The sequence below is a fragment of the Iamia sp. SCSIO 61187 genome, from assembly GCF_019443745.1.
GTDB lineage: Bacteria > Actinomycetota > Acidimicrobiia > Acidimicrobiales > Iamiaceae > Iamia.
The window spans coordinates 3488239-3508000 of sequence record NZ_CP050948.1 but is presented as its reverse complement, the minus strand read 5'-3'; the positions used below and the strand labels follow the sequence as shown (position 1 = coordinate 3508000).

Below are 19762 nucleotides of genomic sequence, written 5' to 3'. Positions count from 1 at the left end.
CCGGAGCGATGAGGGTTTCGACCACACTGCGTGGTCTCGCTGATCGCCGAGCGTGGCCGCCGCGCCGGGCCGGCCGACCGGCGCCAGGCTCCGGCCCGAGACCGCCGGAACGTGCCTCGCCCAGGCCGTCGTGGCGGTGTCAGGCCTCGGCCAGGACCGCCTCCGACAGCGCCGGCCAGAGGGGCTTGGCCCAGGCCTCGAACTCCCGGTCGGTCAGCACCACCAGGCCCACGTCGCGGTGGGGGTCGACCCAGACGAAGGTCCCGCTCCGGCCGAAGTGGCCGAAGGTCGCCGGGTCGCCGTCGCGGGCGGTCCAGTGCGGGTCCTTCGACCCCTTGATCTCGAACCCCAGCCCCCAGTCGTTGGGCGACTGCTTGCCGTACCCGGGCACGAGCCCGTCGAGGCCGGGGAAGGCGACGGTCCGGGCCCGGGCCACGGTCTCGGCGGCGAGCAGGCGGGGGCGCAGCAGCTCGCCCACCCAGCGGGTCAGGTCGGCGACCGTGCTGGTGGCGCCGCTGGCCGGCGACCCGTCGAGGCCGGTCGCCGCCATGCCCAGCGGGGCCAGCACGGCCTCGTGGAGGTAGGTGGCGGCGGACAGGTCGCAGGCGCCGGTGAGGGTGGTGCCGAGGAGGTTGTAGGCGGCGTTGCTGTAGATCCGCCGGCGGCCCGGCTTGGCCAGCTCGCCGCCGTCGAGGCCGAGCCCGGACGCGTGGCTGAGGAGGTGGGCCACGGTGGACCCCTCCGGTCCGGCCGGGGTGTCGAGGGTGAGGGTCTCCTCCTCGATCGCCACCAGCACCGCGGTGGCGAACAGGGGCTTGGTGACCGACGCCAGCCAGTAGGGCCGGTCGAGGTCGCCGATGGCGTGGCGGATGCCCTCGGGACCGACGACCGCGGCGCCGGCGTTGGCCACCGGCCACTCGGCCACGGCCGCCAGCGGGCCCGGGTCCGGCACGGACGGCACCGCTACCGGATCCGATCGAACAGGGTCGCCGGCTCCCCGCTGGTGGGCTCGTCCAGCAGCACGACGGCGGGGTCGTGCTTGTCGATGTGGCCGATGAGGCCGCGGTAGACGCCGAACCCGCACAGGCGCCGGAGGGCGGGGGGGAAGGTGCGGGCCACGTCGAGGGGGATGCCGAGCTGCTGGTTCTCCTGCTGGCGGACCCAGCCGGCGCAGTAGTTCATGGCCAGCCCCGTGCGGCGCTGGTCGGTCGTGTTGGCCCCGCCGCCGTGCCACGTCGACCCCGGCCAGATCAGCACCGACCCCCGCGGCATCTCGGCTGCGACGGCGTCGATCTCGGCGAACGGGTCGGGCTGGCTGTCGGCCCGGTGCGAGCCGGGGACCACCCGGGTGGCGCCGTTGGCGGCGGTGAAGTCGGTCAGCGCCCACATCGAGTTGCAGATGATGGGGACGTGGGGCCGGGGGAGGGGGATGACGGCGTCGTCGACGTGGAGGGGCTGGGCCACCTCGTCGGGCCCGATGGCGATCGACGACAGCGACGAGACGAGGCACCCGCGCCCGATCACCCCCTCGACGATGGGCAGGACCGCAGGGTGGACCGGGACCTCCTGGAACACCGGGTCGTGGGCGAGGAGGTTGTAGATCCGCACCGTGTCCCGGCCCTCGAAGGCGTTGTCGGCCGGACGGGCGTCGAGGTCGCGCTCGAGCCGGGCGAGGGCCTCGTCGAGCCGGTCGAGCAGGGCCGGCTCGATGGCGTCGGGGACGATCGTCCAGCCGTCGGCCTCGATGCGCGCCAGGTGCCCGGCCCGCTCCTCGGCCTCGACATCCAGCCCGCTCATCGCTGCTCCTGGGGGAGCCGGACGAGGACGTCGGCCTCGTCGTCGGGGCCGAAGGCCAGGCGCAGGAGGTGGTCGGCCACGAACCCGGCGGTGTTGAAGGCGCCGTCCGCCTTCATCTGCACGAAGGCGTCGTGGCGGGGGAACGCCTCGGGGCGGCTCGACCGGATCGCCTCCTGCATGCCGGTGTCGACCACGCCGGGGGCGACGGCGAGGACCCGGAGGGGGGCGTCGGCCTCCTCCTCGGCCAGCGCCCGGCAGAGGGCGTCGACCGCCGCCTTCGACGCCGCGTAGGGCGCCCACCCCGCCGTGGGGTTGCGGCCCGCCCCCGACGAGATGGCGAGGAACGCACCGCCGCCGGGCCGGCCCCGGACGTGGCGGGCGTAGGCCGCGGCGGTGTGGGCCAGGCCCTCGACGTTGGTGCGGAACGTCGCCGCGACCTGGTCGGGGTCGTCGTCGCGGAGCGGTCCGAGGGGACCGAGGATGCCGGCGTTGGCGATGCACAGGTCGAGGGGGCCCAGAGCGGCGGCCGCCCCGTCGACCCAGTCGGCCACGGCGTCGGCGTCGGTCACGTCGACCGACGCGGTGGTTCCCGTCGCCCCGTCCGGGAGGGTCGGCTCGGTGCGGGCGCACAGGGCGAGGCGGACGCCCCGCGCCGCCAGCCGCTCGGCGATCCCGGCGCCGATGCCCGTGCTCGCCCCGGTGGCGAGCACCGTCCGGCCCTCGACGTCGGGCACCTCGACTCCGGTCACCCGCCCGACCGTACCCACCCCGTCGAACCCGGTGGCGAATGTGGGACGTTCGTCCCACGGCTGCCACCGAGTTCGGAGATGATGCGGGGATGGGTGCGGACGAGCACATCGGCCGGCACGCGGCCGACGGGGCCGAGCCGGACCTCCAGCGGGCGATCGAGGAGGTGCTGCGCGGGCTGGCGCCGGGCGACGTGGTCACCTACGGCGAGGTGGCCGAGGAGGCGGGCTGGCCGGGGCGGTCCCGGGCCGTCGGGCGGGTCCTCTCGGCCAGCGGTGGGGCCTTCCCGTGGTGGCGGGTCGTCAACGCCGCCGGGCGGCTGGTGCCCGGCCACGAGGACGAGCAGGCGCGACGTCTGGCCGAGGAGGGCGTTGCGGTCGACGGTGAGCGCCGCCGCGTCCGCCTCTCGGCCCCGGGCCCGGGCGGCCCGGCGGCGCCGAGGGAGGCGCGGTGAGCGGGCCGACGCGGCACACTGACGCCCATGGCCCTCTACGACCACCAGATCAAGACCCTCGACGGCGAGCAGGCCGACCTCCACGCGTTCGAGGGCAAGGCCGTCCTGGCCGTCAACGTCGCCTCCAAGTGCGGGCTCACCCCGCAGTACGCCGGCCTCGAGAAGCTCCAGGCGGCCTACGCCGACAAGGGCTTCAGCGTCGTCGGCTTCCCGTGCAACCAGTTCATGGGCCAGGAGCCGGGGACCGCCGAGGAGATCCAGACCTTCTGCTCGACGACCTACGGCGTCACCTTCCCGATCATGGAGAAGATCGACGTCAACGGCGACGAGCGCCACCCGCTCTACGCCGAGCTCACCCAGGCCGCCGACGCCGACGGCCACGACGGTGACATCCGCTGGAACTTCGAGAAGTTCCTGATCGGACCCGACGGCGCCGTGAAGGCCCGCTTCGCCCCCCAGGTCGAGCCCGAGGATCCCCAGGTGACCGAGGCCATCGAGGCCGCCCTCCCCGCGTAGGCCCAGGCTGTTTGGGGGTTCTCGGCGCCGCGCCCGTAGGCTGGTCGGCGAGATGACGACGACCTTCGAGCAGCTCGGGGTCGATGGCGCCCTGGTCAAGGCCCTTTCCGAGAAGGGGATCGACCAGGCGTTTCCGATCCAAGAGCTCACCATCAGCGATGCGCTGGCTGGCCGCGACGTGTGCGGCAAGGCCAAGACCGGTTCGGGCAAGACCCTCGCCTTCGGGCTGCCCACCCTCCAGCGCGTGCCCACCGCCGAGCCCCGCCGCCCCCGGGCGCTGGTCCTGGTGCCCACCCGCGAGCTCGCCACCCAGGTGTCCGAGGAGCTGATCCCCCTGGGCAAGGCCATCGACCGCCGGGTGGTGGCGATCTACGGCGGGGCCAACATGACCGGCCAGATCGCGTCGCTGGCGTCCGGCGCCGACGTGGTCGTGGCCACCCCCGGGCGCATGATCGACATGATCGAGCGCAAGGAGGTCTGGCTCGACGACATCGAGATCGTCGTCGTCGACGAGGCCGACCGCATGGCCGACATGGGGTTCCTGCCCCAGGTCGAGTGGCTGCTCCGCCACATCAAGGGCGGGCACCAGACCCTGCTGTTCTCGGCCACCCTCGACGGTGCCGTCAAGACGCTCGTCACCCGGTACCAGACCGACCCCGTCCGCCACGAGGTCGAGTCGGCCACGGTGACGGTCGAGGAGATGACGCACCGCTTCATCGCCGTCCACCAGATGGACAAGTCGAAGGTCATCGCCGCCATCGGCAACGCCTCCAACCGCACCATCGTCTTCACCCGGACCAAGCGCTACGCCGACCGGCTGGTCGACGACCTGCGGGACGAGGGCGTCAACGCCCGGGCGATCCACGGCGACCTGCCCCAGAAGCTGCGGGAGAAGGCCCTCGCCGACTTCATGGCCGGCAAGCTCCCCGTCCTGGTGGCCACCGACGTGGCCGCCCGCGGCATCCACGTCGACGACGTCGACGTCGTCGTCCACGGCGACCCGCCCGAGGACCACAAGGCCTACATCCACCGGTCGGGCCGCACCGCCCGGGCCGGCGAGAAGGGCCTCGTCGTCACCCTCGCCCTGTGGAACGAGGAGCTCGAGGTCAAGCGGCTGCAGAAGCGCCTGGGCCTCGACCTCCCGATCATCGAGATGTTCTCGAACGACGCCCGGCTCCAGGACCTGACCTCCTGGGACCCGCTGGCGGAGGCGGGCTGACCGACGCCACCCACCTGACGCCGGCCGAGCGGCGGGCGCTGGGGGCGTACTACACGGCGCCGGACCTGGCGGCCGCCCTGGTGGCCTGGGCCGTCGAGGGATGGGGCGCGGCGCCCCCGTGGCGGGTGCTCGACCCGGCCGTCGGCGGCGGGGCCTTCCTCCTCGCCGTCCGGGAGGTGGCGCCGGCGTCGGTGCTGGTCGGTCTCGACGTCGACCCCGGGGCGGTCGCAGCCTGCCGGGCCGCGGTGCCGGGGGCCGACGTCCGCCTCGGTGACGGGCTGGAGGCCCTCCCACCCGATCTGGGGGCGATTCCGGGCACCCGGGCACCCGGATCCGTCCCCCCGTCGGGGGCGCGGTTCGACCTCGTCGTGGGGAACCCGCCGTTCCTGGGCCAGCTGGCGCGGGCGACGGCCCGCGACCCCGAGGCCCGCCGTCGGCTCAGGGCCCGCTTCGGCGCCGCCGCCGGCGGCTACGTCGACGCCGCCGCCCTGTTCCTCCTGGCCGCCCTCGACGCCGTCCGGCCCGGCGGGCGGGTGGTCCTGGTCCAGCCCGAGTCGGCGCTCGGCGCCGCCCACACCGGCGCCGTGCGCCGGGCGGTGGAGGCGCGGGCCGAGGTCCTGGGGGTGCGGGAGCTCGACCGGCGGGCGTTCGCCGCCGACGTCGACACCTGCGCCCTCCTGCTCGAGCGCCGCGACGACGGCGTCGGAGGGCGATTCGCTGGCGATTCGCTGGCCGACGCCGGCGCCGAGCCGACGTGGTCGCCCCTGCTCGCCCGGGTGCGGGGGGTGCCCGAGGTCCACCTCGACCCCGCCGCCGGCACCATCGCCGACGTGGCCACCACCACGGCCGGGTTCCGCCAGCACCACTACGCCCTGGCCGCCCACGTCGTCGAGCACGACGAGGGCCTGGACCGGGTGGCCACGACGGGCATGGTCGACCCCGGCATCGTCCGCTGGGGCGTGCGCCCGGCCCGGATCGGCGGGCGGACGTGGTCCCGGCCCGCGGTCGACCTCACCGGCGTCGCCGCCGACGACCCCGCGGTGGCGTCGTGGTTCCGGGCCCGCCTCCGGCCCAAGGTCCTCGTCGCCCCCCAGACCCGCGTGGTCGAGGCGGCCGTCGACGTCGACGGCGCCTACCTGCCCGCCACCCCGCTCGTCGTGGTCGAGCCCCGGACCGGCGTCGAGGACCCCGACCTCGCCGTCTGGCTCCTGGCCGCCGCCCTGAGCGCCCCGCCCGTCACGGCGTGGGCCCTGGCCCTCACCGCCGGCACGGCCCGGAGCCGCCACGCCCTCAAGCTCTCGGCCCGGCAGGTGGGGGCGGTGCCGGTGCCCTCCGACCGCCCGGCCTGGGTGGCGGCGGCCGAGGCCCTGCGGGAGGGGGCGGCGGTGCCGGATCTGGTCGAGGACCTCACCGAGGCCTACCGCCTGCGCCCCGACGACCCCGTCGTCGCCTGGTACCGCACCCGCCTCGGCGCACCGGCGGATCGGCCCGCCCGGTTCTGAGCCACCGATCGGCCACGGGTGGCCGGATCCTGGCTCAGAACGACCGTGGGTGCGACGTGAGGCGTTCTGAGCCACCGATCGGCCACGGGTGGCCGGGTCCTGGCTCAGAACGGACCGACGTGGGTGCCGGGTGGCGCGGGGGTCTAGCGACCGAGCGCGCGGTGGGCCTCGGCGACGACGCCGGCGGCGTCGAGGTCGAGCGAGGCCAAGATGGCGTCGGGCTTGCCGTGGGCGAGGAACTGGGTGGGGACGCCCATCACCCGGACGACCGGCTGGTCGCCGCGGGGCCGGTCGACGGTGGCCTCGGCCACCAGGTCGGCCAGGGTCATGCCGATGCCGCCGTCGCGGTAGCCGTCCTCGATGCACACGACGGCGGGGTGGTCGGCGGCGTCGGCCACCAGGGCGGGGTCGAGGGGGTGGACGACCCGCGGGTCCCACACGCTGCAGGAGACACCCTGCTCCTCGAGGATGGCCGCCGCCTCGCTGCACGCGGCGAGCATCTTGCCCACGCCGACGAGGCACACGTCGGTCCCGCTGGCCAGCTTGCGGCCCTTCAGGCCCGAGCCGACCTCGCCCTCGTCGACCTGCGGGCAGGCGGTCTTGGGCCACCGCAGGGAGACGGGGCCGCTGGTGATCTCGAGGGCGTCGTGCAGCTGCTGCTGGAGCTCCTGGTACGACGACGGGGCGAACATGGTGATCCCCGGGATCTTCGACAGCAGCACCATGTCGAGCACGCCGTGGTGGGAGGGGCCGTCGTCGCCGGTGATCCCGGCCCGGTCGAGGCAGAACACCACGGGCTGGCCGTGGAGGCCGACGTCGAGGTTCGCCTGGTCGATGGCCCGGGTCAGGAACGTCGAGTAGAGGGCCACGACGGGGCGCAGCCCGCCCATGGCCATGCCGGCGGCGGAGGTGACGGCGTGCTGCTCGGCGATGCCGACGTCGATCATCCGGCCCGGGAAGCGCTCGCCGAAGGGCAGCAGACCGGTGGAGTCGGGCATCGCCGCGGTGATGGCGACCACCTCGGGCCGGTTCTCGCCCTCCTTGATGAGGGCCTCGGTGAAGGCGGCGGTCCACGTGCCCGCCTTGGCCACGCCCGGGCCGAAGTCGTGCATGCGCTTGATCGGGTCGTTCTCGGCCGGGGCGTGGCCCTTGCCCTTGTCGGTGAGGACGTGGACGACGATGGGCTCGTCGAGCTCGGCGGCGTGGCGGAGGGCCCGCTCGAGCCCGGCGACGTCGTGGCCGTCGATCGGCCCGGTGTACTTCACGCCCAGGGTCTCGAAGAAGACCGGCGGCTCGACCATCTCGCGCACGCCGGCGAGGGCGCCGAGCATGCCCCAGGCCAGGTGGTCGCCCACGTAGGGGACCTTGCGGACGGCCTCCTCGGCGCGGGTCCGCTGGCGGACGTAGCGGGGGTCGACGCGCAGCCGGGACACCGTCTCGGTCAGGCGGCTCACCGTCGGGGCGTAGGACCGGCCGTTGTCGTTGAGGATGATGATGGCCTTCTTGCCCGAGTGGCCGAGGTTGTTGAGCGCCTCGTAGGCCATGCCCCCGGTCATCGACCCGTCGCCGATGATGGCCACGACCCGGCGGCCCTCGCCCTGGTCGGACTCCTGGGCCACGGCGAGGCCGTGGGCGTAGCTGATGATGGTCGAGGCGTGGCTGTTCTCGACCCAGTCGTGTTCGGACTCCTCCCGGCACGGGTAGCCGGAGAGGCCGCCGGCCTGGCGGAGGAACTCGAACTGCTGGCGGCGGCCGGTGACGATCTTGTGCACGTAGGCCTGGTGACCGGTGTCCCACAGCACGATGTCGCGGGGTGAGTCGAACACCCGGTGCACGGCCAGGGTCAGCTCGACGGCACCGAGGTTGGACCCCAGGTGGCCGCTGCCGACGTGGTCGATGGCGTCGACGATGAACTCCCGGATCTCGCCCGCCAGCTCGTCGAGCTGGTCGTACGACAGGCGGCGGAGGTCCGCCGGGCAGGAGATCCGGTCCAGGTGCACCCCGCCACGCTACCGCCACCACCGCGGCCGGGTGCCGTCGGAGGGGTCCCCGGTCTGGCATGGTGGCCGCGTGCTCCCCAGGCCGCTCGCTGCGCTCGCCGACCGTGGCCGGTGACCTGGAGGGACTGGTGCGGGCCCAACGGAGGGGGTGCGCCATCGGCGGCTCCGCCCTCTACGAGAGGGTGCTGGACGCCGTCCTCGACGACCTGGCCGTCGACGGGCCGTGCCGGACCGTCCTGACGCCCTACGCCGCCGAGCCCCACGCCCGGGCCACCGTCCTGCGCTTCCTCGCCGCGGTGCACGAGCTGGTCCTCGACGGTCGGGCGCCGGCCCTGGCCGCCCAGTACCCCTCGGCCGGGGGGACGTCGGACGAGACGGTGGGGGCGGTGTTCGTGGCCACCGTCGCCGAGCACGTCGAGGACCTCGTCGCCCGGACCGGGGCGCCGATCCAGACCAACGAGGTCGGGCGTTCGGCCGCCCTGCTCGGCGGGTTTCTGCTCCTCGCCGCCACCGGCCTCCCGCTCCGGGTTCTGGAGGTGGGCGCCAGCGCCGGGCTCAACCTGCGCTTCGACCACCTGCGCTACGAGGCCGGCGGGGAGGCCTTCGGTCCGCCGTCGTCACCGGTGCGCTTCGTCGACCCGTGGACCGGCGGTCGGCCCCGGCTCGACGCCCACCTCGAGGTCCTCGACCGGCGCGGCTGCGACCTGAGCCCTCTGGACCCGACCGTGGCCCGGGACCGGCTCCGGCTCCGGGCCTGCCTCTGGCCGGACCAGCCCGACCGGCGGACCCGCCTCGACGGGGCGCTGGAGGTGGCCGCCGCCGTGCCCGTCGCCGTCGACCGGGCCGACGCCGCCGAGTGGGCGGCCGAGCAGCTGGCCGACCCGGTGCCGGGGGCGGTGACGGTGGTCGTCCACACCATCGTCACCCAGTACCTCCGGGCCCGGACCCGCACCGCCCTCGAGGACGCCGTCCGGGCCGCCGGCGACCGGGCGACGGCCGCCGCCCCGGTGGCGTGGCTGTGCATGGAGCCGGCCACCGAGACCGAGGCCGAGGTCCGCCTCACCCTGTGGCCCAAGCCGGCGCCGGTGCGCACCCACGTCGTCGCCCGGAGTGCCTTCCACGGCCCACCGGTCCGCTGGCTCGCCGGCTGACCGGTCAGGTCGCGGCGGCGGGCTCGGCTCGGCGCTCCTCGCGCCGGCGGAACCGGGCCTCGTTCCACCGGGTCAGCACGGTGGCGATGCCCAGGCCGACGGCGAAGGCGGCCAGGCCGCCCACGGCGTCGAGCCAGTAGTGGTTGCCGGTGACGAGGATGCAGAACACGGTGGCCGCCGGGTACAGGGCGATGGCGACCCGGGCCCACCGGCGGCGGACGAGACCCCACATCACGCAGGCGCTCCACGTCGACCACCCGGTGTGCATCGACGGCATGGCCGCGAACTGGTTGGAGACCTCGGCGACCTCCTCGTCCTGGAACGACAGCCAGCCGCCGTGGACGGCGAGGGTGTCGACCATGTCGTCGCCGTGGCAGTCCGGGACCTGCTGCTCGTAGCAGGCGCCGAACTTGGACGTGTCGCCCAGCAGCCGCGGCGGCATGAGCGAGTAGGTGGCGAACCCGACGAGGGCGGCCGCGGTCATGGCCGCCAGGGTCGTGCGCCAGACCGAGTAGCGGTCGGGCTGGCGGCGGTAGAGCCAGATCAGGGCGGCGGCGGTGACGATGAAGTGCGCCGTCCCGTAGTAGATGTTCCAGAGCCGGATGAGGCCCATGGCGGGCAGGTCGAGGTACCAGCGCTGGAGCTCGGGCTCGAACCACAGGCCGATGGCGTCCTGGAGGCCGATGATGTCGCGGGCGTGCTCGTAGGCGATGCGGGTCGATCCCTCGCCGGCCGAGCCGAACTGGTTCCGGATCCACGAGTAGACGGCGTAGAAGGCGATGACGTAGCCGACCTCGCGCCACCAGCGCAGGCGGCGACCGGCCGCCGTGGTCGCGCCCTCGGGCGCCCCCGGCTCGGTGTCCTCGACCTCCGCCGTCGCCTCGGTCACGCCGGCACCGACGGGGACGGGTCGTCGGATCCCGGGTCGGCGGGGGCCGGCGGGACGATGGGGGCGAGGTCGTCGGGGTCGAGGACGTCGCCGGGCTCGCTGGTGCGCCCCCCGATGGCGAAGGCCGGGGCGCCGAGGAGGCTGACGAGCAGGTTGAGCACGTAGAGAAGGATGCCGAGGGCGACGGCCTGCGCGGTGGGCACGCCCAGCGGCTTGAGGAAGAGGGCGAAGAGCCCCTCGCGCACGCCGAGCCCGGAGATGCTGATGGGCAGCACCTGGGCGATGGCCACGGCGGGGAAGAAGGCGAGCAGGGCGGTGGGCCCGGCGTCGGGGATGGCCAGCGAGCGGGCGGCCATGACCGCCGCCGCCACCAGCACCAGCTGGTAGGCGAAGCCGACGGCCACGACGTTGACCGCCTGGCGAGGGCTGGCCCGGAGCTTGGTCAGCCCGAGGCTCACCGCGGCCAGGAACCGCTTCCAGCCCTTCTCGGCGTCGACCTCGCCGAAGCGGTGGGCGGCCACGGCCACGATCAGCAGCCCGAGGGCGACGAGGGTCCCGCAGGCCAGGCCGAAGGCGATCTGGGTGGCCCGGCCGAGGTCCTGGAGGGGCGGGTTGATGACCAGCCCGACGAAGGTGATGATCGGCAGGACCAGCCAGCCGGTCAGGCGCTCGAGCACCACCGAGGCGAAGCTGTCGGGCATGCGCCCGTTGTCGCGGGCGAGGCGCGAGACCCGCAGCACGTCGCCGCCGATGGTGGTGGGCAGGACGTTGGCGACGAACTGGCCGGCGAGGTAGTGGGAGAGCAGCCGGTTGAAGCGGGCCGGCTGGCCCATGGCCGAGAGCACCGTCTGCCACCGCATGGCCGACAGCAGGATGCTGACGAGGGTGAGGAGCGTGGCGCCGAGGAGCCACAGGGCGGTCGTCGCGGTCCACTCGGGCAGGACCCGGGCCCCCCGGGACTCGATCTTGGTGAGGAGGAACCCGAGCATGGCCGCGCTGACGACGAGCCGCAGGGCGAGGGTGAGCCGCCGGCGCACGGTGTCGGACATGCGGCTCCTCTCTCCGTCGATCCCTCCCCGGCGCGGGGCTGTCAACGGTAGTTCACCCCCTCGGCGCTCCTCGGGGTGGGACAGGGGGAGCGGCCCCCGGCGCGGGGCGGTGAATAGAGTGCCGCCCGTGAGCGAGCTTGCACCGATGAGCGAGCACCAGCGAGCGGGTGCGACGCCTCGGACCGCCCGATCCCGAGGTGGGGCGTGAAGATCCGGGACGTCACCACCTCCCGACTGCGCCACAGCGTGGCCGAGGCCGGCGTGGGCGAGCCGCTGATGCTGGTCCACGGCTTCACCGGCGCCAAGGAGGACTTCGCCGACTTCCTCGACGGCTTCGCCGACCGGGGCTGGCACGTCGTCGCCCCCGACCTGCGGGGCCACGGCGCCAGCGACGCCCCCGCCGAGGAGACCGCCTACTCGCTGGCCGAGATGGCGGCCGACGTCCGCGCCCTGGCCGACGAGCTGGGCTGGGAGCGCTTCGACCTCCTGGGCCACTCGATGGGCGGCATGGTGGCCCAGGTGCTGGCCCTCGAGGTGCCCGAGCGGCTCCGGTCGCTCGTCCTCATGGACACCGGCCACGGACCGGTCGAGGGCCTCGACCCGGTCCTGCTGGCCCTGGCCGTCGAGGTCGTCCGCACCGAGGGCGTCGATCGGCTGATCGAGCTGGCCAACGAGCTGGGCCCCGTGGGCCGCCCCCGCAGCCCGTCGGAGGAGCGGGTGCGCGAGGAGCGCGCCGGCTACGTCGACTTCGGCGACCGCAAGCTGCGCGCCGCCGCCCCGGCCATGTACGCGGCGATGGCCCAGGGGCTGAGCACGGTCGAGGACCGCCTCGCCGCCCTGCGCACCCTCGACGTCCGCACCCTCGTCGTGGTGGGCGAGGAGGACGAGGGCTTCGCCGGCCCGTCGGAGCGCCTGGCCGAGGCCATCCCCGGCGCCACCCTCGAGGTCATCGCCGACGCCGCCCACAGCCCGCAGTTCGAGAACCCCGACCGCTGGTGGAAGGTCGTCAGCCGCTTCCTCGAGGCCGGCCGCCAGGCCGACCCGGCCGGCTGACGCCGGCGTGACCGAGCGCGAGCGCGGGGGCATCGAGGCGGCGCGGGCCGAGCTGGCCGACGCCACCGTGTGCGTCATGGGCTACGGCGACCACGGCGGCGGCGCCGGCATGGTCGACCTCCTGACCGCGGTCGGGGCCCGGATCGTGCTGACCGAGGCCCGGCCCCGCGAGGCCTTCTCGGCCGAGGTGCTGGCCCGCATCGACCGCGACGTCGCCGTCGCCCACTTCGGCGGTCACGACGACAGCCACCTCGACGGCGTCGACGTCCTCGTCCGCAACCCGGCGGTGCGGTTCGGGCACCCCCTGCTCGCCGCCGCGCGCCGGCGCGGCATCCCGGTCGAGATGGAGATGACCCTCTTCTTCCGCTGGTGGCCGGGCCGGATCGTGGGCATCACCGGCACCAAGGGCAAGTCGACGACGACCACCCTGGCCGACGCCGTCCTCGGGGCCGAGCGGCCCACGCTCAAGGCCGGGAACCTCCGCGTCAGCGCCATCCGGGCCCTCCTGCCGGGCGAGGCCGACCCCGAGGCCGTCGCCATCATCGAGCTGTCGTCGTTCCAGCTCGAGGGGCTGGGCGAGTCCCGCCGGTCGCCCGAGGTGGCGGTGGTGACCAACCTCGACGAGGACCACCTCGACGTCTACCCGACCGTCGAGGACTACTGGGCGGCCAAGGCGTCGATCTGGCTCCACCAGGGCGCCGACGACTGGCTCGTCCTCCCGGCCGACGACGCCGCCACCGTCGGCTACGTCGACGCCAGCATCGCCGCCGCCGGGGCCACCGGCGCTCGGCGCCTCCTGTTCGCCGACCGCCGCCTCGACGACGGTGTCGACGGGGCGTGGACCGAGGACGGCCGGCTCCGGGCCCGCCTCGACGGCGTGGAGCACGACGTCGTGGGCGTCGACGAGCTGCAGGTGCGGTCGGAGATCGCCGTGCTCGACCTGTGCGCTGCGGTGTGCGTGGGGCTGGCCGAGGGCGAGTCGGTGGCCGGGATGGCGGCGGGGTGCCGGGCGGCGCGCGAGGTCGCGGACCGCCGGGAGGTGGTGGTCGTGGCCGACGGCATCACCTTCGTGAACGACACCACCGCCACCGCACCCCGGGCGGCCACGGCGACGGTCCGATCGTTCGCCCACGAGCGGCTGGCGGTGATCGCCGGCGGCAAGGCCAAGCGCTCGGCCTTCGGTGCCTTCGCCGACGAGCTGGCGGCCAGCGCCGACCACGTCGTGCTCCTCCGGCACCCGAACTACGACGCGTCGGACGAGATCGCCGCGCTCCTCGCCGAGCGGGGGGTGGCCGACCGGGTGTCGTCGGCGTCGTCGCTGGCCGACGCCGTCGACGCCGCCGTGGCCCTGCTGGGCGACGCCGGGGGCGTGGTGCTGCTGTCGCCGGCGGCGGCGAGCTTCGGGCTCTTCACCAACGAGTTCGACCGCGGCGCCCAGTTCCGGGCCTACGTGACCGAGCGCTGGGGCGCCTGAAGCCACGCCGCCAGCTCCGTGAGGGAGGCCAGGACGGGGAAGGCGTCGGCGTCGTGGTCGGCGACGACCTCGTGGCTCCAGGTGATGGCGTAGGGCACGTGCACGGCGTGGCCGCCGAGCTCGAGCACGGGCAGGACGTCGGACTTCACCGAGTTGCCCACCATGCAGAACTGCTCGGGCGAGACGTCCATGCGGTCGAGGATCGCCCGGTACGTGGCCGGGTCCTTCTCGGAGACGATCTCGATGCGCTCGAAGCGGTCCGCCAGGCCCGAGCGGGCGATCTTCTGCTCCTGGTGGATGAGGTCGCCCTTGGTGACCAGCACTAGGCGGTGGGTGCGGCCGAGCTCCTCGACGGCGTCGGCGACCCCCTCGAGCAGCTCGACGGGGTGGGCCAGCATCTCCTTGCCCAGGCGGATCAGCTCGGCGATGGCCGAGGTCGACACCTCGCCCCGGCTCACCTCGATGGCGGTCTCGACCATCGAGAGGGTGAACCCCTTGATGCCGTACCCGAACAGCTCGAGGTTGGCCCGCTCGGTGGCGTCGTGGAGGGCGAGCACGTCCTCCCCCTCGGGCGTCCACGGCGCCAGGATCTGCACGAACGTCGCCTGCGCATCAGCGAAGTACGTCTCGTTGTGCCAGAGGGTGTCGTCAGCGTCGATGCCCACGACAGCCACGGACGGTGGATCCTGGCGAACGCTCATCGGAGCAACCCGGCGGCTGACGACGCCCTCTCTGGCTGACGCACCGCGACCAGCTCACACACGTCCGCCGACGTCCGGCTGGCGTTCGGCTGGGAACGTGTCGGCGCAGCCGACCCCGCCAGGGTGGCGGGTGGGGTCGGCGGACGTGGGGTCGGCGGACGTGTGTCATCGGCGTCGATCCCCACGACGCGGATCCCGGTGGGAGCCATCGCCGCAGTCACAGCAGCACCCCCGAAGCCGATGACGCCCTCTCTGGCTGTCCGGAGCGACCAGATCGACGTGTGTCGTCAGCGTCCCGCCCGAAGACCCGGTTGGTGGTGCCCGTCGGCCAGAGGTGTGTGCTCATGGGACTGAGCAGTGTGCCAGGTCGATCACGCCGATCCGTTCCGGTTGGCCTGGCGGCAGCCCCAGAGGCTCGTGCTGCGAGCGCCAGCCCGAGCCGGCGAGCGCAGCGAGCTTCGGCGGGGATGGGCCCAGCGGGTCGGATCGTGCGGGCCGACCCCGCCTGCGACATGGCTGCTGTGTGCCAGGTCGATCGCGTCGACCGGCTCCGGTTGGGAGAGTCCCTCAGCCGCTGGCCTTGGCGAGGAACTGGTCGCGCTGGACGACGACCCGGGTCACCCGGCCGGCGGCGACCAGGCCGCAGCGATCACTGACCGAGATTGTGAAGGTGAGCCGGCGGCCCTCGATCTTCTCCAGGGTGGCGTCGGCGATGACCTCACCGCCGACCGCGGTGGGGGCCAGGTGGTCGATCTGGACCCGCATGCCGACGGTGGTCTGCCCGGCGGCCAGGTGGGTGCCCAGGGCGACGATGGCGGCCTGCTCGGCCAGGGCGACGACGCGGGGCGTCGCAAGCACCGGCACGTCGCCGGACCCGAGGGCCTCGGCCGTGTCGGCCGCGAGGACGTCCAGGGTGACCTTCCCGGTGAGCCCGGGGCGGACGGAGGCGGCGAGGGCCTGGGTGGGCGGCACGGACCCGTACGCTACGCCCGCGCGCCGGGGGTCGGGCAAAGCCGTGGGGGCGGCTCGATCACCGGCCGGCGGGGGAGCGCCGGGCCAGGCCGCGCAGGAGGTCCGGGGGCGGGGTCCACGACCAGGGGAGCCCGGGGTCGAGGACCAGGTGGACGTCGTCGCCGATGGCCTCGACCAGCGCCCAGCCGCGGACGACCCGGTGGGCCGCCGGGCCCAGGGCGTGCACCATGGCGTAGCGCGACGTGAACGCACCGAGGATCGCTCGGTCCTGCCCGTCCCACTCGATCGGCAGGTGGAGGGCGACCGCTCCGGTGCGGGCGGGCCCGCCGCCCGGCCGGTCGGGGTCGACCGGGACGACCAGGTCGGCGTCGACGACCGCCGCGGTCGCCCGCACGCCGGCCCGGCGGGCGATCTCCCCGGGGCGGTCCCCGTCGCCTCGCGCCGCGGCGAGGGCGACCAGGTCCACCTCGAGCCGGCCGCCCGCACCGATCGGGGGAGCGATCGCCAGCAGCGCGTCCAGGACGTCGACGTCGGGCCGGAGCCCGACGATCGTCACGGCCTCGCCGTACACCACGCCGGCGGCGGCGGCGACGGCGCCGACCGCGTCCGACCCGGGGGCGAGGGCATCGGGGGGGCCGACCAGCCCCACGGCGGGGTGGAGGTCACGGAGGTAGAGGAAGGCGAGGTCGAGGTCGTCCCGCTCGACCACCACCCGGCGGATGCGGTCGACGACCGGGTCGAGCGGGGGGAGGGGCAGCGGGGCGACGTCGGTGCTCACGATGACGCCGGAGCCACCAGCGGGTCGAAGGTGCCGAGCGGTGGGACCCCGATCCACCGGCCGGCCATGTCGGGCGAGGACGCCGTCGTCATGTCGCTGCCGTCGGGGTGGCGGCGCCAGTACCGGATGAGGCCGTCGGGCCGGGTGAGCACGACGGTCCGGGGCCGCGGCCGGGGCGATCCGTCGTCGTCGGCCGTGCTGGTCTCGGTGAGGAACAGGCCCTCGGTGAACCGGGCCCACTCGCAGCGGTGCACGTCGCCCCCGGCGTAGGTCGTGGCCACGACGACGGTGGTCCCGAAGGCCACGACGTCGAGGGCGTCCCGGGTGCGGCGGATCGCGGTGTAGCCCGCCCCGACCCCGTCGAGGTCCCGGCGCGGCACCGGCTCGATCGGCTGGCGGGCCACGGGGTCCCACCGCCGGGCGAAGGTCACCTCGGCGTCGCCGGGCGGGTCGGGCGGGGACGCCGGGAGCGGGCCGTCGGGTGGCGCCGCGGCGGGGCCCGGGTTCCGGAACGGGTCCCCGGCCGCCACGGCGGCGACGTCGACGGCCCGACCGTCGAGGAGGGCGGCGGCGTCGGGCGGGCTGATGCGGGTGTCGGCCTCCGACGCGTGGTCCAGCCGCACGGTGACGCCCGTCGAGGCGACCCAGCCCAGGACCTCGCGCACCGGGCGCCCCTCCATCGGCGGGCGGTCGGGGTGCGCCCACAGGGCCATCCAGAGCCCGGTGAAGGCGGTGAGGTGCTCCTGGCCGGACGGCCCGGTGGCGAGGGGGTGGCGGCCGTCGTCGGAGGTGGGGAAGAGCACCTCCTCGTCGAGGGCGACCGCCTCCGCCAACCGCTCACCGGCGTCGGGCTCCCGGCGGGCGACGGCCTCGAGGGCGGCGGCGAGGGTGGGCGCCCACGGTGGGGCGAGGAGGCTCACGGGCCGACCGGGACCTCGGGCCCGATCCAGGCCAGCTCGGGGAGACCGGGCCAGAGCCGCGCCGCCAGCCCGTCGTCGAGGAAGGCGTCGTAGGCCCCGAACGCGGGCGGCGGCAGGTCGAACGGCGTGCGGTCGATCGACCGCTCCTCGACCACCTCGGCCCCCGCATCGGTCCAGTGGACCCAGATGGCGGGGTCGACGCCCAGCTTGAGGTACTCGTACACGAGCTGGTCCCGGGGCACGGCCTCGCTGCTGCCGGCCCGACGGTCGATCTGGGTGATGCGGAACGCCTCGCCCGGTGCCGGCTGCTTCCAGACGTGCACCAGGTCGGCCGTGCCGGTGTCGTGGCGGTGGAACTCCACCGTGATGCCGTGCTGGTTGACGGTGAGGCCGACGACCGGGAGCTCGAGCCGGCCGTCGGGGGCGGCGGTGAGCACCGCCCCGTAGGGCTCGTCGGCCTCGTGGCGGGCGCGCGCCTCGTCCTCGGAGATCGGATCGATCGGCGCCCGGGTCCAGTCGTTCCAGGCGCCGGCGCCGTAGCCGACGATCCGGTAGGGCGGGCGGGTGGGGGGCATGGCGTGGTCCTCAGCGGCCGACGAGCACGGTGCCATCAGTATCCCGGATGGTGATGCGGAGCTGGCGCGCCCGATCGATGACGGCTTGGGGGATGGCATCGGCCTGGGGCGGGACGACCAGGACGTACCGACCCGACAGGTTGGCGGTGCCATCGGGCCAGAGGGCGTCGGGGTCGAGCCCCGCCGCCTCGGCCTTGGCCCGGACGGTCGGCGTGATCTTGACCTCCTGGCCGGGGGCGTACTTGGCCGGGAGCTCCTCGAGGTAGTCGATCGCCTCGCGCGTCGTGATGTCGGCGAGCTGGGTGAACTTGTTCGAGATGATCTCGCCGGCGACCGGGTCCCACGCGTCGAGGCGGACACCGCCGCGCGACCCCGGCGGTCCCAGCTCGACCTGGGCGATCTCGGTACCCGTGCCCCGGCGTTGGTTGTCGAAGGCGTTGCCCACCGCCCAGTTCATGAAGGCGTTGATCTGCTCGGGGCTCAGGTCCGTCCGGTTCTCGAGGTACCGCCGCATGGCGGCGCGGGTCCGGCCGATGTCGCCGTCGAAGTCCCGGAGCAGGCGGTTGAACGTGCGGAGGGTCGTGCCGTAGCTGCCGGCGTCGAGGTCGACGTGGCGGAGGTTGCGGATGGCGTGCAGGTAGTCGCCGAGCCGGCGGAGGGCGCCGGTGGCCCCGACGCCCCGTCGGGCGGCGGTGGCGCTGCCGGCGGTGAAGTAGGCGAGGACGGCGTCGGGGGCCAGGGCGCCGAACCAGCGCTCCGGGTTGTCCTTCAGGCCATCGAGGTCGACGATCGCCTCGAGGAACTCGAGCGGGTTGGTGATGCCGTGCCAGACGCCGGAGGCGAGGGCGCCGACGTCCTCGCGCCACCCGTCGTTGTCGAAGATCATCCGGACGGTGCTGATGTCCCAGAGGAACGTGACCGTGCCCCAGATGGCGTCCCACGCCCCGGCGAAGAAGTCCACCACCCCGCCCAGGACCCCCGGCCGGTTCTTGGGCCGCATGCCGTCCTCGAGCATGGCCTCGAAGTCCTCCTGGGACCCGGCCTCGGCGATGGCGGCGGCGAACCCGGCCATCAGGGCGTCGTCGCCGGACCGCTCGTCGATCTCCGCCATGATCGCCTCGATGGCGTCGTGGTCGCGGTCCGCGGCGGCCTGGGCGAGGCGGTCGTAGAGCTCCTCGCCCTCCTCGACCCGCGCCCGCACCTCGGCCGGAGGGTCGCCCATGAGGGGCGGCAGGGCCGCGATCACCTCGTCGTCGTCGACGGTGACCGTCAGGCCGGGGTCGGCGCCGCCGTCGGCCTCCATGAAGCCGGTGGCGACGACCCCGACCCACATGTCGAGCTCCTGGGCCAGCTGACGGGCGTCGAGCACGCCGTCGCCGGGGGTGGGGTAGCAGGCGGTGAAGAACTCGATGTTCGGCGAGCGCATCATCACGCCGACCAACCGGTCGAGCTCGGCCGTCGAGGGCATGGCCTCGTGCTGGGCGCCGGTGCCGGCCATGTAGTCGAGGAGGTCGAGGGGCCGGGCGCTGCTCGTGGTCATCGGGGGCCGTTCCGGTCCGGGCCGCCGGGGGGTGCGGAGTGGTCGTGGTCCCGCTCGCAGGTGGTCTTGAGGACCCGGGCCTCGGCGGCGGCGTCGTCGATGGCTCCCGCCAGGGTGCGGAGCCGCTCGACCTCGTCCTGGAGCGCCTGCTGGCTGGTGGTGAAGTCGCGGTCGAAGTCGTCGCGGAAGCGGCCCGACCAGTCCTCGACGGCCGTGGTCCGGGCCCGGGCCCGGGCCTCCCGGAGTGACGCCAGGTAGCCGGCGTGGCGCCGGCACTCGGCCGCGGCGAGCTCGGCGGACGCGAAGTCGAAGGTGACGGGACAGCTGGGCACGGGGGCTCCGAGGGGGAAGGTGAGCGCCGTCGTCTGATGTACCCCCGATGCATTTCGATGCAAACCGTGGGTCCCGAGACGGGGAGCCCTCCC

The 19762-nt window shown here is 74.6% G+C and carries 20 protein-coding genes; 7 read left to right on the top strand and 13 right to left on the bottom strand.

Going from position 1 to position 19762, the window contains the following annotated elements; all coding sequences use genetic code 11:
- Positions 1–139: 139 nt before the first annotated feature.
- The 3 genes from HC251_RS16755 to HC251_RS16745 are packed head-to-tail and all read right to left on the bottom strand — an operon-like array spanning position 140 to position 2546.
- The gene (locus tag HC251_RS16755; RefSeq protein WP_219941750.1) at positions 140–952 is read right to left on the bottom strand and encodes a serine hydrolase; all 813 of its coding nucleotides are present in this window, start codon (positions 950–952) and stop codon (positions 140–142) included.
- A gap of 11 nt (positions 953–963) precedes the next feature.
- On the bottom strand, positions 964–1797 hold the full coding sequence (locus HC251_RS16750; RefSeq protein WP_219941749.1) for a phytanoyl-CoA dioxygenase family protein: 834 nt from the start codon (positions 1795–1797) through the stop codon (positions 964–966).
- The gene (locus HC251_RS16745) at positions 1794–2546 is read right to left on the bottom strand and encodes an SDR family oxidoreductase (RefSeq protein WP_219941748.1); all 753 of its coding nucleotides are present in this window, start codon (positions 2544–2546) and stop codon (positions 1794–1796) included. The genes HC251_RS16750 and HC251_RS16745 overlap by 4 nt, the downstream gene beginning before the upstream one ends.
- 89 nt (positions 2547–2635) lie before the next feature.
- Between HC251_RS16745 and HC251_RS16740 the strand changes: the two genes are divergently transcribed.
- Genes HC251_RS16740 through HC251_RS16725 form a run of 4 tightly spaced genes read left to right on the top strand, consistent with a single transcriptional unit; the run spans position 2636 to position 6235 of the window.
- Positions 2636–2998 carry an MGMT family protein gene (locus HC251_RS16740; protein ID WP_219941747.1) on the top strand — a complete coding sequence of 121 codons (363 nt, stop codon included), beginning with the start codon at positions 2636–2638 and terminating at the stop codon, positions 2996–2998.
- Positions 2999–3025: 27 nt separating this feature from the next.
- The gene (locus HC251_RS16735; protein WP_219941746.1) at positions 3026–3514 is read left to right on the top strand and encodes a glutathione peroxidase; all 489 of its coding nucleotides are present in this window, start codon (positions 3026–3028) and stop codon (positions 3512–3514) included.
- A 52-nt stretch (positions 3515–3566) separates the two neighbouring features.
- A complete protein-coding gene (locus HC251_RS16730; RefSeq protein ID WP_219941745.1) occupies positions 3567–4733 on the top strand; it encodes a DEAD/DEAH box helicase in 1167 nt (388 codons plus the stop codon).
- Positions 4706–6235: an N-6 DNA methylase gene (locus HC251_RS16725; protein WP_255566738.1), complete on the top strand. Its 1530-nt coding sequence runs from the start codon at positions 4706–4708 to the stop codon at positions 6233–6235. Before HC251_RS16730 ends, HC251_RS16725 begins: the two co-directional genes overlap by 28 nt.
- Before the next feature lie 143 nt (positions 6236–6378).
- Here the strand turns inward: HC251_RS16725 and dxs are convergent, their stop codons facing one another.
- The gene (dxs, locus tag HC251_RS16720; protein ID WP_219941744.1) at positions 6379–8235 is read right to left on the bottom strand and encodes a 1-deoxy-D-xylulose-5-phosphate synthase; all 1857 of its coding nucleotides are present in this window, start codon (positions 8233–8235) and stop codon (positions 6379–6381) included.
- A 104-nt stretch (positions 8236–8339) separates the two neighbouring features.
- Between dxs and HC251_RS16715 the strand changes: the two genes are divergently transcribed.
- The gene (locus HC251_RS16715) at positions 8340–9386 is read left to right on the top strand and encodes a DUF2332 domain-containing protein (protein ID WP_219941743.1); all 1047 of its coding nucleotides are present in this window, start codon (positions 8340–8342) and stop codon (positions 9384–9386) included.
- A gap of 4 nt (positions 9387–9390) precedes the next feature.
- Here HC251_RS16715 and HC251_RS16710 read toward each other — a convergent pair whose 3' ends face one another.
- Positions 9391–10275, bottom strand: a complete 885-nt coding sequence (locus HC251_RS16710; RefSeq protein WP_219941742.1) for a phosphatase PAP2 family protein — start codon at positions 10273–10275, stop codon at positions 9391–9393.
- Entirely contained in the window at positions 10272–11324 is a 1053-nt protein-coding gene (locus HC251_RS16705) for a lysylphosphatidylglycerol synthase transmembrane domain-containing protein (protein WP_219941741.1), read from the bottom strand. The genes HC251_RS16710 and HC251_RS16705 overlap by 4 nt, the downstream gene beginning before the upstream one ends.
- Before the next feature lie 204 nt (positions 11325–11528).
- Here HC251_RS16705 and HC251_RS16700 point away from each other — a divergent pair, with 204 nt between their 5' ends.
- Complete coding sequence (locus HC251_RS16700) at positions 11529–12377, top strand: alpha/beta fold hydrolase (protein ID WP_219941740.1); 849 nt, start codon at positions 11529–11531, stop codon at positions 12375–12377.
- 7 nt (positions 12378–12384) lie between these two features.
- Positions 12385–13851, top strand: a complete 1467-nt coding sequence (murD, locus tag HC251_RS16695; RefSeq protein ID WP_219941739.1) for a UDP-N-acetylmuramoyl-L-alanine--D-glutamate ligase — start codon at positions 12385–12387, stop codon at positions 13849–13851.
- On the opposite strand, the gene HC251_RS16690 is transcribed toward murD, so the two are convergent.
- From HC251_RS16690 to HC251_RS16660, 7 genes are all read right to left on the bottom strand, one after another.
- Positions 13824–14525: an HAD family hydrolase gene (locus HC251_RS16690; RefSeq protein ID WP_219941738.1), complete on the bottom strand. Its 702-nt coding sequence runs from the start codon at positions 14523–14525 to the stop codon at positions 13824–13826. The two genes, murD and HC251_RS16690, sit on opposite strands and share 28 nt — an antisense overlap.
- 594 nt (positions 14526–15119) lie before the next feature.
- The gene (locus HC251_RS16685) at positions 15120–15524 is read right to left on the bottom strand and encodes a thioesterase family protein (RefSeq protein ID WP_219941737.1); all 405 of its coding nucleotides are present in this window, start codon (positions 15522–15524) and stop codon (positions 15120–15122) included.
- A 58-nt stretch (positions 15525–15582) separates the two neighbouring features.
- Positions 15583–16302 (bottom strand): SseB family protein, encoded by a 720-nt coding sequence (locus HC251_RS16680; RefSeq protein WP_219941736.1) that lies wholly within the window; start codon positions 16300–16302, stop codon positions 15583–15585.
- Complete coding sequence (locus HC251_RS16675; protein WP_219941735.1) at positions 16299–17222, bottom strand: hypothetical protein; 924 nt, start codon at positions 17220–17222, stop codon at positions 16299–16301. Before HC251_RS16675 ends, HC251_RS16680 begins: the two co-directional genes overlap by 4 nt.
- Positions 17219–17797 (bottom strand): hypothetical protein, encoded by a 579-nt coding sequence (locus HC251_RS16670; protein WP_219941734.1) that lies wholly within the window; start codon positions 17795–17797, stop codon positions 17219–17221. The genes HC251_RS16675 and HC251_RS16670 overlap by 4 nt, the downstream gene beginning before the upstream one ends.
- 10 nt (positions 17798–17807) lie before the next feature.
- Positions 17808–19337, bottom strand: coding sequence for a hypothetical protein (locus tag HC251_RS16665; protein WP_219941733.1), 1530 nt, complete (start codon positions 19335–19337; stop codon positions 17808–17810).
- On the bottom strand, positions 19334–19669 hold the full coding sequence (locus tag HC251_RS16660; protein WP_219941732.1) for a hypothetical protein: 336 nt from the start codon (positions 19667–19669) through the stop codon (positions 19334–19336). Before HC251_RS16660 ends, HC251_RS16665 begins: the two co-directional genes overlap by 4 nt.
- Positions 19670–19762: the final 93 nt, after the last annotated feature.